The sequence below is a fragment of the Novosphingobium sp. genome (assembly GCF_040398825.1).
Lineage (GTDB): Bacteria > Pseudomonadota > Alphaproteobacteria > Sphingomonadales > Sphingomonadaceae > Novosphingobium.
The window spans coordinates 39,487-52,193 of the sequence record NZ_JBBATI010000030.1 but is presented as its reverse complement, the minus strand read 5'-3'; the positions used below and the strand labels follow the sequence as shown (position 1 = coordinate 52,193).

The following is a 12,707-nucleotide window of genomic DNA, read 5'->3' as shown; positions in this document are numbered from 1 at the left end:
AATCAGCCGCTTGGGAATCCCCACCGTGAGTCAGCTTCACCGCTCGTTGGTATAAGGCCGCAATTGGGGCGTGTGCCGACACGCAGGTTTTGATCTCCGCAAAGCCGTAAGCTGCTTTCAACGTCTGGCTGGAATTTGTCAACGCTGCCTGGACCCGTTCGAGCTGAGCCTGTTGAAGCACACGCGCCAACGGTTGCCCACAAGCAGGTAAAAAGCGCGCAAATTCAAACATCCCGTGTGTGCTGCGACAAGCTCAGCACGAACGGATTGTTTTTTGATTCACAATGTCGGTAGCAATTATGCGCTTATTCCTTCGCGCGGAACGTAACTCCGATAATACGCGGGATGCTGGGCGTGCCCAGGATCAGCCCCGAATTGCCGGCCTGCACGGTCAGGTTCTGGATATAGTTGGCGTTGAACAGGTTGCTGGCAAACACTGCCACTTCCCAGCCGTGCGGCGATCGCCAGCCCACGCTGACGTTGGTCAGGCTGTAGCCGTCGATCTGCGTGTACTGCGACAGCGTGGGATCACCGTTATAGCTGCTGCGCCAGACGGTATCGCTGTGCAGGACGATGGCGCTGCCGCCGCGCATTGGCAGGGTGTAATCAGCGCCCAGCGATTCCGACCACTTTGGCAGGCCAACCAATGATTTGCCGGTCAGGTTGCATGACGCCGTCGTCGCGGTCTGCAATTCCAGCGGGCATGGACCGGCGGGATAGCTGGTGTTGACGCCATCGGCATAGGCCAGCGATCCGGTGAGCGTCAGCCCGCCCAGGTGCAGCGCGGCGTCGGCCTCCACGCCCTTGACCGTCACCTCGGGAATATTGGCGAGATAGCCGCGCAGCGCGACCGTCTGGCTGCTGTCGACAATCGTCGATTGAAAATCATGCACTTTGGTCTGAAACAGATCGGCGTTGACGGTCAGCCGGTCGGCAAACAATCGGGTCTTTACCCCCAGTTCCCACGCGTCATGGCGTTCGGGGCGCACCACTGCGGTGGCCAGCACCGGGTTGTTGCCGGCATCCAGCGGCAGGCCCGACATGTTGATCCCGCCCGATTTGAAACCGCGCGCCCAACTGACATAGCCCATGGTGCTGTGCGTGATCTGCCAGGCCAGGTTGGCGCGGCCTGATGCGCTACCCTCCACCGCGTGCGCGGTATAGCTTTGCGGGCGCAGGATCGACAGTTTGGCGGCATTCAGCGCGGCGCTGGCGGTGGTCAAACCGCCCGACACACTGGTGGCATAGGCGCCGTCCTTGACTTCGCGGGTATAGCGCGCGCCGCCAGTAGCGGTCAGGCCGGGCAGAATATGCCAGTTCACTTCGGCAAAGGCGGCATAGCTGTCGGTGGAAAGCCGCGTGTCACCGGTCGTGCCATAACCGTCGAGCAAATTGGCCGGCACCGGCGTGGCATTGGCGCCGGTGGTCTTGCCCAGCAGCCACGGCGCGCCATAGGGGCCATAGATCGAGATCGGATGCCCGGTCAGCACCTGGTGGAAATAATAGAGCCCGGCAACATACGTCAGCCGATGATCGCCGTTCGATGCGATGCGCAGTTCCTGGCTCAGCTGATCCTGCCGCGACGGGATATGCTGCACCAACTGGATCGGCAGCCCGGTATAATCGCGGTCATTGGCCGCATCCCAGTTCCAGAATCGCCACGCGCTGATCGCGGTCACGGTCGCCGCGCCCAGGTTCCAGTCGGTATTAACCGACACGCCGCCTTCGTTGGTGCGCGAATTGACCGGGGCATCGATGTCGGTCAGCCGGTCATAGGGATTGGTGCTGGGCGGGGCATAGTGCGCGGCGGCGGCCAGCGCCGGATACTGTTTTGATGCTGCGCGCAGCGATGTGCCGACGCGCAGGAATACCTGCGTGCAGCAGCTGGCATCGAAATTGGTGAAATCGGCAATCACCCGCACGCGCACGGCGGCATCGGGCTGAAACAGCAATTGCCCGCGCACCGCCTGCGTGCCCACGCCGTTCAGGTCCGCGCCGCTGGTGACATTATGGATCACGCCATCGCGCCGGGTGATCGCGCCGGACAGGCGAAAGGCCAGCCGGTCCGCCACCAGCGGCGCGGTGGCGCTGGCCCGCACTTGCAGCCAGTTGCGATCCCCATAGCTCAGCTCCTGGCTGGCCGAGGGGGTGAATTCGGGCGCGCGCGAAATCACGTTGATTGCGCCCGCAGTGGTGTTCTTGCCAAACAATGTGCCCTGTGGCCCGCGCAGCACTTCGATCCGGTCGATATCGGAAAAATCGAACGCCGCGGTGGCCGGGCGCGCGTGATAGACGCCATCAACATAAAAGCCGACGCCGCTTTCCAGCCCGTCGTTGGACTGGCTGACCGCGACCACGCTCGACCCCAACCCGCGCAACGTAAACGCGGTGTTGCGCGGATTGGCCGAGCTGTAGTTGTGCGCCGGCACCAGCACCGCCAGACCCTGGGTGTTGACGGTATAGCTGCGGTCGAGCGCGGCGCCGCCCACCACCGACAGCGCGGCCGGCACCGTTTGCGCGTCCTCTGGCCGCTGGCGCGCGGTCACCACGATCGATGCGGCACCGCCGGCATCGGGCGTGGGGGATGCGTCAGCAGCGCGGGACGTTGTCCCCATTGCCAAAACCATCGCCGATCCGGCCAGCAGCCCCGTCAAACCCCTGTGCATATGCAAACAGCCCCCGACATTCCCGTTCGTCCTATATTCCTATGTATATAGCTCGAACGGCGGAGGCAACCATCGATGTTTGGCCAGACTTGCCTTTCCCCACCCCAGCCCCTAGCGGCGGGGCATCATCATCCAAATTGACAGGCTGCCCATGGTCCCCCGTTATGCCCGCCCGCAGATGACCGCGATCTGGGACGCCCAGGCGCGCTATCGCATCTGGTTTGAAATCGAAGCGCACGCGACCGACAAACTGGCCGAGCTGGGCGTGGTGCCAGACAGCGCGGCCAAGGCGTTGTGGTCGTGGTGGGCGACCGATCCGGTGATCGATGTGCCCGCGATCGACGCGATCGAGGCGGTGACCAAACACGACGTGATCGCGTTCCTTGACTGGGTTGCCGCGCAAGTGGGGCCAGAGGCGCGCTTCATGCACCAGGGCATGACCAGTTCCGACGTGCTGGACACCACGTTGAGCGTGCAGCTGGCGCGTGCGGCCGACCTGCTGATTGCCGATATCGATGCGCTGCTGGCCGCGATCAAGCGCCGCGCCTATGAACACAAGCACACGCCGACGATCGGCCGCAGCCATGGCATCCACGCCGAACCGACCACGTTTGGCAAGAAACTGGCCGAGGCCTATGCCGAATTCACGCGCAACCGCGCGCGGCTGGTGGCGGCGCGCGCCGAAATCGCAACTTGTGCGATTTCGGGCGCGGTCGGCACCTTTGCCAATATCGACCCGGCGGTTGAAGAGCATGTGGCGCAGGCGCTGGGCCTGGCGGTGGAGCCGGTGTCGACGCAAGTCATCCCGCGCGACCGCCATGCGATGTTCTTTGCCACTTTGGGCGTGGTTGCCAGCTCGATCGAGCGCGTGGCGATCGAAGTGCGCCATCTGCAACGCACCGAAGTGCTGGAGGCGGAGGAGTATTTTTCGCCCGGGCAAAAAGGCTCTTCAGCCATGCCGCACAAGCGCAACCCGGTGCTGACCGAAAACCTGACCGGGCTGGCACGCGTGGTGCGATCGGCAGTGACCCCGGCGCTGGAAAACGTGGCGCTGTGGCACGAACGCGACATTTCGCATTCATCGGTGGAACGCTTCATCGGCCCGGATGCCACCATCACGCTGGATTTTGCGCTGGCGCGGCTGACCGGCGTGATCGACAAGCTGGTGGTCTATCCCGAACGCATGCAGAAGAACCTGGATCGCATGGGCGGCCTGGTCCATTCGCAACGCGTGTTGCTGGCGCTGACGCAGGCGGGATTGTCGCGCGACGATGCCTATCGGCTGGTCCAGCGCAATGCCATGAAAGTGTGGGAATCCGATGGTCAGCTGTCGCTGCTCGAACTGCTGAAGGCCGATCCGGAGGTCAGCGCGGCACTCAGCCCCGCGCAGATCGAGGACAAGTTCAACCTGGATTACCATTTCAAGGCGATCGACACGATGTTTGCCCGCGTCTTTGGTGAATGACGTCATCGGCGAAAACCGCTTCCCTGAACGCCCCGCGATGATCTACGGGGTGTAGGGGGGCATCTCTTTTCATAAGGGGACTGTCATGCGCGGGTTGAAAATCGGGTGGGTGGTGCTGCTGGTGGTGGTGCTGTTTGCGTTTACTTATGCCAATCCTGATCCGATTGCGGTGCATATCTGGCCGGGTCTGATCTGGGAGACGAAGGCATCGGCGCTGGTGATCGGCGCCTTGCTGATCGGGTTTGTGCCGACATCGCTGATCAACCGCGCGACGCAATGGCGGCTGAACCGCCGGATTGCCGCGCTGGAGGCGACATTGGCGACGCAGACCATCGCCATGACGAACGCACAGTCGAACGCTCAGTCGAACGCTCAGGCGCGGGCCGCCGATGACGCCCGCCGCACCGTCGATCTGTCTGCCATGCCAAACCACGATCCCATCTGAAGGACGATTGAACCAGTGAGCAACCCGATCTACCTCGCGCTCGATCTGCCCCGGCTCGATGCGGCAATCGCGCTGGCCACCAAAGTGCGCGCGCATGTGGGCGGGCTGAAACTGGGGTTGGAATTTTTTTGCGCGCATGGCCAGCACGGTGTGCATGAAATCGCCAAAATCGGCCTGCCGATCTTTCTCGATCTGAAATTGCACGACATTCCCAATACCGTGGCCGGCGCAATGCAGGCCATCCACGTGCTGCAACCGGCGATCGTCACCGTCCATGCCGCCGGCGGGCGCGCGATGATGGAGGATGCCAAGGCCGCTGCAGGCGAAAACACCCGTGTGGTCGCGGTGACCGTGCTGACCAGCCTGGATGATGATGACATGGCGGCGATCGGCGTGGGCGGCAGTGCCTATGATCAGGCGCTGCGCCTGGCCGATCTGGCGCAAGAGGCCGGGCTGGACGGTATCGTCTGTTCTGGCCACGAAGTGGCCGCGGTGCACAAGCGGTGGAAGCACGGCTATCTGGTGGTGCCCGGCCTGCGCCCCGGCAATGGCGTGGCCGCCGATCAGAAACGCACGGTCAGCCCGCGCGCCGCGCGCGATGCCGGGGCCAGCGTGCTGGTGATCGGCCGTCCGATCAGCCATGCCGAAGAACCGGTGGCCGCCGCCCGTGCGATCGAAGGCACGCTGTAACCGGTGCCATGATGACGACCGGCACGACCCTGACAGGCCTGACCGTGCGCTACGCCACGGCAGACAACGTGCCCACGCTGCGGGCGCTGGTCGAACGCGCCTATCGCGGTGACAGCGCGCGAACCGGCTGGACGCATGAGGCCGATCTGCTGGACGATGAACGCACGACGCACGCCGATCTGACCGCCACCATCGCCGATCCGGCATCGCGCGTGCTGCTGGGGTATCACGACAACGTGTTGATCGGCACGGTCACCATCACCGATTGCGGCGGATCGCTTTCCTATCTGGGCATGTTGTGCGTCGATCCGGCCTGCCAGGCCGGCGGCATCGGCAGCGCGCTGATCGCCGCTGCCGAACAGGCGGCACAGCGCGAATTCGGCGCGCAGACGATGGAAATGACCGTGATCGACCGGCGTGCAGACGTGATCGCGTGGTACCAGCGGCGCGGCTATCGCGACAGCGGCGAAGTGCGCCCGTTTCCGGTGCCGGGCGACCATCCCTTTGCGATGGTCGTGCTGACCCGCGATCTGGCTTGACGCAAACCATGCCCGCCCCCCTGATCAAGATCTGCGGCATCAACAGCATGGCCGCGATGGATGCCGCCATTGCCGCGCGCGCCGATTTCATCGGGCTGGTGTTTTTCGCCAAGAGCCCGCGCCATGTCGAACCGGCTTTCGCAGCCCAACTGGCGGCATACGCCGCCGGTCGGGTGGGCGTGGTCGGCCTGCTGGTTGATCCGGAGCCTGATTTTCTGGCCAGCGTGATCGCCACCGTCGGGCTGGACCATATCCAGCTGCATGGGCGCGAAAACCCGGCGCAAGTGGCCGCGATTGCCGCGCACCACGGCATTTCGGTGTGGAAGGCAATCGGCGTCAAAAGCCGCGATGATGTCGCCGCCGCCGATGCCTTTGCCGGCGCGGCAACACGCGTGCTGTTTGATGCCAAGCCGCCCGCCGGTGCCGACTTGCCCGGCGGTAACGGCCTGCGCATCGACTGGTCGGTGTTGAAGGGTGTGCGGCCGGCGCTGCCGTGGATGCTGGCCGGCGGTCTGGACCCCGACAACGTGGCCGAGGCCATCGCAGTGACCGGCGCGCCCGCGGTCGATGTATCATCGGGTGTGGAATCTGCGCCTGGCGTAAAAGATGCAGGCCGGATCGCGGCGTTCTGCGCGGCCGCGCGCGGATAACGATAAAGGCGGCCCCGCCGAAACGGAGCCGCCTTCACGACGTGGCAGACTCCGCCTAGGCAGTTGCTGCTTTCGCGGAGCTGAATGGGCCGACCGGCGCGCTCCTGAAGCGGTCTGGCGGCTAATGGGGCATGCCGTTTGCGGCCATCTGGACAATTTGCCGGGCTTCAGTAAAGCATCAGCGCATGACCACTCAAAACCCCAACAGTTTCCGCAACCAACCCGATGAACGCGGCCATTTCGGTCAGTTTGGCGGGCGCTATGTCGCCGAAACGCTGATGCCACTGGTGCTGGATCTTGAGGCGGAGTATCGCCGCGCCAAGGAAGATCCGGCATTCCAGGCCGAATTCGACGATCTGCTCGAACATTATGTCGGCCGCCCCAGCCCGCTCTATTTCGCGCCGCGCCTGACCGAAGAGCTGGGTGGCGCGCAGATCTGGTTCAAGCGCGACGAGCTGAATCATACCGGCGCGCACAAGATCAACAATTGCATCGGGCAGATCCTGCTGGCGATGCGCATGGGCAAGACCCGCATCATTGCCGAAACCGGCGCGGGCCAGCACGGCGTGGCCACCGCCACCGTTTGCGCGCGATTCGGCCTGCCTTGCGTGATCTATATGGGCGCGACCGATGTTGAGCGGCAGGCGCCCAACGTGTTCCGCATGAAACTGCTGGGCGCAGAGGTGATCCCGGTGCAGGCTGGCGCCAAAACGCTGAAAGACGCGATGAACGAGGCGCTGCGCGACTGGGTCGCCAATGTCGAAGACACGTTCTACATTATCGGCACCGCCGCCGGCCCGCACCCCTATCCCGAACTGGTGCGCGATTTTCAAAGCGTGATCGGGCGTGAAGCGCGCGCGCAGATGCTGTCGCGCACCGGCCGCCTGCCCGATCTGCTGGTGGCGGCGATTGGCGGCGGATCAAACGCGATCGGGCTGTTCCACCCGTTCCTGGATGATCCATCGGTGAAGATGCTGGGGGTTGAGGCCGCAGGGTATGGCCTGGACAAGGATCACGCGGCCAGCCTGGCGGGCGGACGCCCGGGCATTCTACACGGCAACAAGACCTATCTGTTGCAGGACGCCGATGGCCAGATCATCGAAGGCCATTCGATCAGCGCCGGGCTGGATTACCCCGGTATCGGCCCCGAACACGCCTGGCTGAAGGAAAACGGCCGGGTCGATTACACCTCGGTGACCGATGATGAGGCGCTGGGCGCATTTCAGCTGCTGTGCCGGACCGAAGGGATCATTCCCGCGCTGGAACCCGCGCACGCGATTGCCGCCGTGCAGAAAATCGCGCCGACATTGCCAAAGGATACCATCATCCTGGCCAATCTGTGCGGGCGTGGTGACAAGGACATTTTTACCGTCGCCGGACACCTGGGGGTGACCCTGTGAGCGCGCGGCTGGCAGCCGCCTTTGCCAAAGGGCATCCGGCGCTGGTGTGCTTTGTGACCGCCGGCGATCCCACGCCTGCGGCCACCCCGGCGATCCTGGACGCGCTGGTGGCGGGCGGCGCCGATGTGATCGAACTGGGCATGCCGTTTACCGATCCGATGGCCGACGGCCCGGCGATCCAGGCCGCCAATCTGCGCAGCCTGGGTGCGGGCACGACCACCGCGGCGATCCTGAACATTGCCACCGGGTTTCGTGCGCGCCATCCGCAAGTGCCGCTGGTGCTGATGGGCTATGCCAACCCGATGACCATCCGTGGCCCCGAATGGTTTGCCGATGCCGCCGCCGCTGCGGGCGTCGATGGCGTGATCTGTGTCGATATTCCACCCGAAGAGGATGCCGAGCTGGGCCCCGCCCTGCGTGCGCATGGCCTTAGCCTGATCCGGCTGGCGACGCCGACCACCGATGCCGCGCGGCTGCCGGTGGTGCTGAACGGTTCATCGGGGTTCGTGTATTATGTGTCAGTGGCGGGCATCACCGGCAAACAATCGGCGGCGCTGACCTCGATCGAGAACGCGGTCGCGCGGTTGAAGGCCACCACCGATCTGCCGATCGCGGTCGGGTTTGGCGTGCGCACCCCCGAACAGGCCGGGCCGATCGCGCGCGTCGCCGATGGCGTGGTGGTGGGATCGGCGATTGTCGACCTGGTTGCCACCCACGGCGCGGCTGCGGCCGAACCGGTGCGTGCGCTGGTCGCGCAATTGGCGCAGGCCGTCCATGAAGCGCGGAGTGTTCCGGCATGAGCTGGCTGTCAAAGGTTCGCAATTCGCTGTCGTTCATTCAAAAGCGCGACACCACCGACACCCTGTGGATCAAATGCCCGGGGTGCAGCGAAATGCTGTTCATCAAGGATTATACCGACAATCTGTCGGTCTGTCCGCGCTGTGGACACCATGGCCGGATCGGCACCGATGTGCGGCTGGATCAGTTGATGGACGCAGGGTATGCGCTGATGCCCGCGCCGGTGGTGCGCGAAGACCCGCTGAAATTCCGCGATACCAAACGCTATGCCGACCGCATCAGGGCGGCGCGCAGCGCCAACCAGCACAACGATGCCTATACCAATGCCTATGGCACGATCGATGGCAAGCCGGCGGTGGTCGGTGTGCAGGATTTCGGGTTCATGGGCGGATCGATGGGCATGGCGGTGGGCAATGCCTTTGTCGCCGGGGTTGAACTCGCGATCCGCGAAAAGTGTGCCTATGTCGCGGTAACCGCGGCCGGCGGCGCGCGCATGCAGGAAGGCATCCTGTCGCTGATGCAGATGCCGCGCACCACCGTGGCGATCAGCCGGCTGCACGCGGCGGGGCTTCCTTATATCGTGCTGCTGACCGATCCGACCACCGGCGGGGTAACCGCCAGCTATGCCATGCTGGGCGATATCCAGATTGCCGAACCGGGCGCGCTGATCGGTTTTGCCGGGCAACGCGTGATCCAGGACACCATCCGTGAAAAGCTGCCCCCCGGGTTCCAGCGCGCGGAATACCTGTATGACCACGGCATGATCGACATGGTTGTCCACCGCCACGAAATGAAGGCGACGCTGGCCAACCTGATCGATTACCTGACCGCCGCGCGGGCCGCCTGAACCGACGGTTTCGGGCGTGAAGGACTTTGCCATTTCCGATGACCCGGCGGTGCAGGCACAGCTTGACCGGCTGGGGCAGTTGTCAGTGCCGCAAGGCCGGCTGGGGCTGGACACCGTGCGCACGCTGCTGGCGCGGCTGGGCAATCCGCATGACCACATGCCGCCGGTGTTCCATGTCGCGGGCACCAATGGCAAGGGATCGACCTGCACCTTTCTGCGCGCCATGCTGGAGGCGCAGGGCCTGATCGTGCACACCGCCACCAAGCCGCATCTGGTGCGGTACAACGAACGCATCCGGCTGGCCGGACGGCTGATCGACGATGCCCTGCTGGCCGCGCTGCTGGCCGAGGCGCTGGATGCGGGCGAAGACCTGGCCCCCAGCTTTTTCGAAGTGACCACGGCGGCGATGTTCATGGGTTTTGCCCGCGTGCCGGCCGACGCCTGCGTGATCGAAACCGGGCTGGGCGGGCGGCACGATGCCACCAATGTGCTGGGCGCGCCCGCGGTCTGCGGCATCGCCACGCTGGGCATCGATCACGAGGCGTTTCTGCTGGTACCCGAAGACAACGTGCCGCAGGCGCCGCTGGCGCGCATCGCGTTTGAAAAGGCGTCGATCGGCAAACCGGGCGTACCGCTGGTGACGCAGGCTTATCCCGACGTGGCGGCCGCCGCAGTCATCGCCACAGCCGCCACGCGCGGGGCGCCGCTGGTCATGCGCGGCCACCAATGGCACGCCACTATGACCGACACCATTGCCTATCACGACGGGCGTGGAACGCTGACGCTGCCCCTGCCCACGCTGCCCGGCACGCACCAGGCCGACAATGCCGCGCTGGCGGTGGCGATGCTGCGGCATCAGAACACAGTTACGGTTTCGCCCGAGGCGATGGCGCGCGGAATTGTCGCCGCGCGCTGGCCCGCGCGGCTGCAACGGCTGGCACCCGGCCCGCTGACCATGCTGGCCGGCCCGCGCACCGTTTGGCTGGATGGCGGGCACAACCCCGATGCCGGCCTGGCGATCGCACAGCACCTGGCCGGTCAGCCGCCGGTGCACGTGATCATCGGCATGCTGACCAGCAAAGACCCTGGCGCGATCCTGCGCCCGCTGGGCAATGGCGTGCTGTCAGTCACCATCGTGCCCGCCCCCGGCCACGCTGCGCACCACGCCGATGCCTTTGCCCCGTTCAGCGCGGTGCCGGTATCAGCCGCGCCCGATGTGGCCGCCGCGCTGGCGGCGTTGCCACCGGGCGGCGATGTGCTGATCACCGGTTCGCTCTATCTGGCCGGCGATGTGCTAAGCCGGAATGACGAAATTCCCGACTAAGGCCTGTTCGGCCGCAGTGCCCAATTTACCAGCGCAACCATGCCCAATGTCCGTTTGTGCTTCGACAGGCTCAGCACGAACGGACATTGTGTAAAGTTTTATTCCTGCCGAATCTGTGGCGCTGCGCGCCGCATCGTGGCCCATTCCAGCAGGACGAAGCCGACCGCCACCAGCCCGGCCGCAGCGGTCCAGCGGAACATGGTGGCATAGCCCAGATGGTCAATCGTTTCGCCGGCAATGCCCTTGCCCAGCGATCCGATCAGGAAAGTCATCGACGACAGCAGCGCATATTGCACCGCCGTATGGCTGCGACTGACCTGGCCCGACAGATAGGCGACGAACGCCGCCCCGGCGATGCCGGTGGCGATGTTTTCAACGCTGATGACGACATACAACCGCAGCAGGTGCGCATCGATACCGACCGTGGCACCCACCACCGACAGCCCGGTGGCATTGGCAAAGGCGTCGATATGCGCCGCCCCGTCGGCCAGATCGGCATAGACGAAATTGCCCAGCATCGGCAGCACCGCACCGATCAGGATGGTCGGCATGCGCCCCAGCCGCACGAACAGCACACCGCCCAGCGCAATGCCCGCCATGGTCATGAAAATGCCAAAAATCTTTGAGGCGACCCCCACCTGGTCCTTTGAATAATGCAGGAAATCCAGATAGAACGGCAGGGCAAAACTGCCCCAGACATTGTAGCACAGGGTATACGTCAGGATCATCCCGATCATCACCAGCACGCGCCAGCCCAGCCGCGCCGACAGTTCTGCCAGCGGCGCGACCAGCGCCAGCCACAGGTGATCAATCGCCAGCACCGGGCCTTTGTGCGATGCCCCGTCATGCCGGCGTGCGCGGTTGGTCAGCGCGGCAACCAGCAGCGGCAGGCCAACGGTGGCCAGCACGATCAAGGGCGCGTGGCTGCGGGTAAAATCGCCCACCGATGGCCGCGTTACGCCCGGCATCGCGGGTGACAGCATCGCCGCCATGAACAGGCCGATGCTGCCGATCGCCCAGCCCCAGCCCAATGCGACCACCACCAGCGCCCCGGCGCGCAGCAGCGGAGCGGGCTGATCGACCATGGCATCGTCGGCCGCGCTGGACGGGCGCGGCGTGTCGGGCGCGCCCAGCGTGATCAGCGCCACCACCGCGATCAGCCCGGCCATAATGCCATAGACCGTAGGCCAGGGCAGCCGCGCCGCCAGGATCAGCGCAAACGCGCCGCCAATCAGCGCCGCCAGACGGTAACCGAACTGGTACAGCGACGACAGCAATTCGACCGGCACCACCTCATCCGCCACGTCGATCCGCCACGCGTCGATCGCCACGTCCTGCGTCGCCGATGCCAGCGCCGCGATCAGCGCGATCAGCGCAAACCGGCCCAGCGCCGCGACCGGGTCGGTCAGCGCCAACCCCGCCAAGGCCCCTACCAGCGTGATCTGGCACGCCAGAATCCATCCCTTGCGCCGCCCCAGCGCGCCGATCACCGGCAGGCTGAGCCGGTCCACCACGGGCGACCACAGGAATTTGAAACTGTACGCCAGGCCAATCCAGGCCAGCACGCCGATCGTCGCCATCGCCACATGGCGATCACCCAGCCACGCATTCAGCGTGCCGATCAGCAGCGCATAAGGCAGCCCCGATGAAAACCCCAGCGCCAGCATCGTTCCCGCCTTGCGGCTGCGCAGCGCCACGCCCAGCACGCGCAACCCGCGCGGATGTTGCACGGGCTTTGCCGCCGGAATGCTCTGTTGCTGGACCATGGCCACCTTGTGCGTTGTGCGAATGCTGCGGTCCATCCCTAACCGCGATCGGGGCGGGTGCCAGCCCCAATTGATGAAGGGGGTGACGCAAGCCCGCGATCAGCGTATGGGCGCGCG

General features: G+C 65.0%; 12 protein-coding genes. 9 read left to right on the top strand and 3 right to left on the bottom strand.

Annotated features, from left to right (window positions below; all coding sequences use genetic code 11):
• The coding region (locus tag ABWP89_RS14220) for a hypothetical protein (protein ID WP_353230087.1) at positions 1-232 on the bottom strand (232 nt) is incomplete at its 3' end.
• Between the two features lie 73 nt (positions 233-305).
• Positions 306-2,666: a TonB-dependent receptor gene (locus ABWP89_RS14215; RefSeq protein ID WP_502915297.1), complete on the bottom strand. Its 2,361-nt coding sequence runs from the start codon at positions 2,664-2,666 to the stop codon at positions 306-308.
• Between the two features lie 151 nt (positions 2,667-2,817).
• On the opposite strand from ABWP89_RS14215, the gene purB reads away from it, so the two are divergent.
• The 9 genes from purB (at position 2,818) to ABWP89_RS14170 (ending at position 10,824) form a co-directional block, all read left to right on the top strand.
• Positions 2,818-4,131 carry an adenylosuccinate lyase gene (gene purB, locus ABWP89_RS14210; RefSeq protein WP_353230084.1) on the top strand — a complete coding sequence of 438 codons (1,314 nt, stop codon included), beginning with the start codon at positions 2,818-2,820 and terminating at the stop codon, positions 4,129-4,131.
• An 85-nt stretch (positions 4,132-4,216) separates the two neighbouring features.
• Positions 4,217-4,576, top strand: a complete 360-nt coding sequence (locus ABWP89_RS14205; protein ID WP_353230083.1) for a LapA family protein — start codon at positions 4,217-4,219, stop codon at positions 4,574-4,576.
• Between the two features lie 15 nt (positions 4,577-4,591).
• Positions 4,592-5,266 carry an orotidine-5'-phosphate decarboxylase gene (pyrF, locus tag ABWP89_RS14200; protein WP_353230082.1) on the top strand — a complete coding sequence of 225 codons (675 nt, stop codon included), beginning with the start codon at positions 4,592-4,594 and terminating at the stop codon, positions 5,264-5,266.
• 11 nt (positions 5,267-5,277) lie between these two features.
• Entirely contained in the window at positions 5,278-5,805 is a 528-nt protein-coding gene (locus ABWP89_RS14195) for a GNAT family N-acetyltransferase (RefSeq protein WP_353230081.1), read from the top strand.
• Between the two features lie 8 nt (positions 5,806-5,813).
• The gene (locus ABWP89_RS14190; protein ID WP_353230079.1) at positions 5,814-6,455 is read left to right on the top strand and encodes a phosphoribosylanthranilate isomerase; all 642 of its coding nucleotides are present in this window, start codon (positions 5,814-5,816) and stop codon (positions 6,453-6,455) included.
• Positions 6,456-6,640: 185 nt separating this feature from the next.
• Complete coding sequence (gene trpB, locus ABWP89_RS14185; protein ID WP_353230078.1) at positions 6,641-7,855, top strand: tryptophan synthase subunit beta; 1,215 nt, start codon at positions 6,641-6,643, stop codon at positions 7,853-7,855.
• A complete protein-coding gene (gene trpA, locus ABWP89_RS14180) occupies positions 7,852-8,655 on the top strand; it encodes a tryptophan synthase subunit alpha (protein WP_353230076.1) in 804 nt (267 codons plus the stop codon). Before trpB ends, trpA begins: the two co-directional genes overlap by 4 nt.
• Positions 8,652-9,500: an acetyl-CoA carboxylase, carboxyltransferase subunit beta gene (gene accD / locus ABWP89_RS14175; protein ID WP_353230075.1), complete on the top strand. Its 849-nt coding sequence runs from the start codon at positions 8,652-8,654 to the stop codon at positions 9,498-9,500. The genes trpA and accD overlap by 4 nt, the downstream gene beginning before the upstream one ends.
• Before the next feature lie 16 nt (positions 9,501-9,516).
• Positions 9,517-10,824, top strand: a complete 1,308-nt coding sequence (locus tag ABWP89_RS14170) for a bifunctional folylpolyglutamate synthase/dihydrofolate synthase (RefSeq protein WP_353230074.1) — start codon at positions 9,517-9,519, stop codon at positions 10,822-10,824.
• 98 nt (positions 10,825-10,922) lie between these two features.
• On the opposite strand, the gene ABWP89_RS14165 is transcribed toward ABWP89_RS14170, so the two are convergent.
• Positions 10,923-12,590, bottom strand: a complete 1,668-nt coding sequence (locus ABWP89_RS14165; RefSeq protein ID WP_353230073.1) for an AmpG family muropeptide MFS transporter — start codon at positions 12,588-12,590, stop codon at positions 10,923-10,925.
• Positions 12,591-12,707 lie beyond the last annotated feature (117 nt).

Bases quoted from the DNA above. Each gene is read 5' to 3' on its own strand.
- ABWP89_RS14215 (WP_502915297.1), bottom strand. From the start codon at position 2,666: ATGCACAGGGGTTTGACGGGGCTGCTGGCCGGATCGGCGATGGTTTTG.
- purB (WP_353230084.1), top strand. From the start codon at position 2,818: ATGGTCCCCCGTTATGCCCGCCCGCAGATGACCGCGATCTGGGACGCC.
- ABWP89_RS14205 (WP_353230083.1), top strand. From the start codon at position 4,217: ATGCGCGGGTTGAAAATCGGGTGGGTGGTGCTGCTGGTGGTGGTGCTG.
- ABWP89_RS14195 (WP_353230081.1), top strand. From the start codon at position 5,278: ATGACGACCGGCACGACCCTGACAGGCCTGACCGTGCGCTACGCCACG.
- ABWP89_RS14190 (WP_353230079.1), top strand. From the start codon at position 5,814: ATGCCCGCCCCCCTGATCAAGATCTGCGGCATCAACAGCATGGCCGCG.
- trpB (WP_353230078.1), top strand. From the start codon at position 6,641: ATGACCACTCAAAACCCCAACAGTTTCCGCAACCAACCCGATGAACGC.
- accD (WP_353230075.1), top strand. From the start codon at position 8,652: ATGAGCTGGCTGTCAAAGGTTCGCAATTCGCTGTCGTTCATTCAAAAG.
- ABWP89_RS14165 (WP_353230073.1), bottom strand. From the start codon at position 12,590: ATGGTCCAGCAACAGAGCATTCCGGCGGCAAAGCCCGTGCAACATCCG.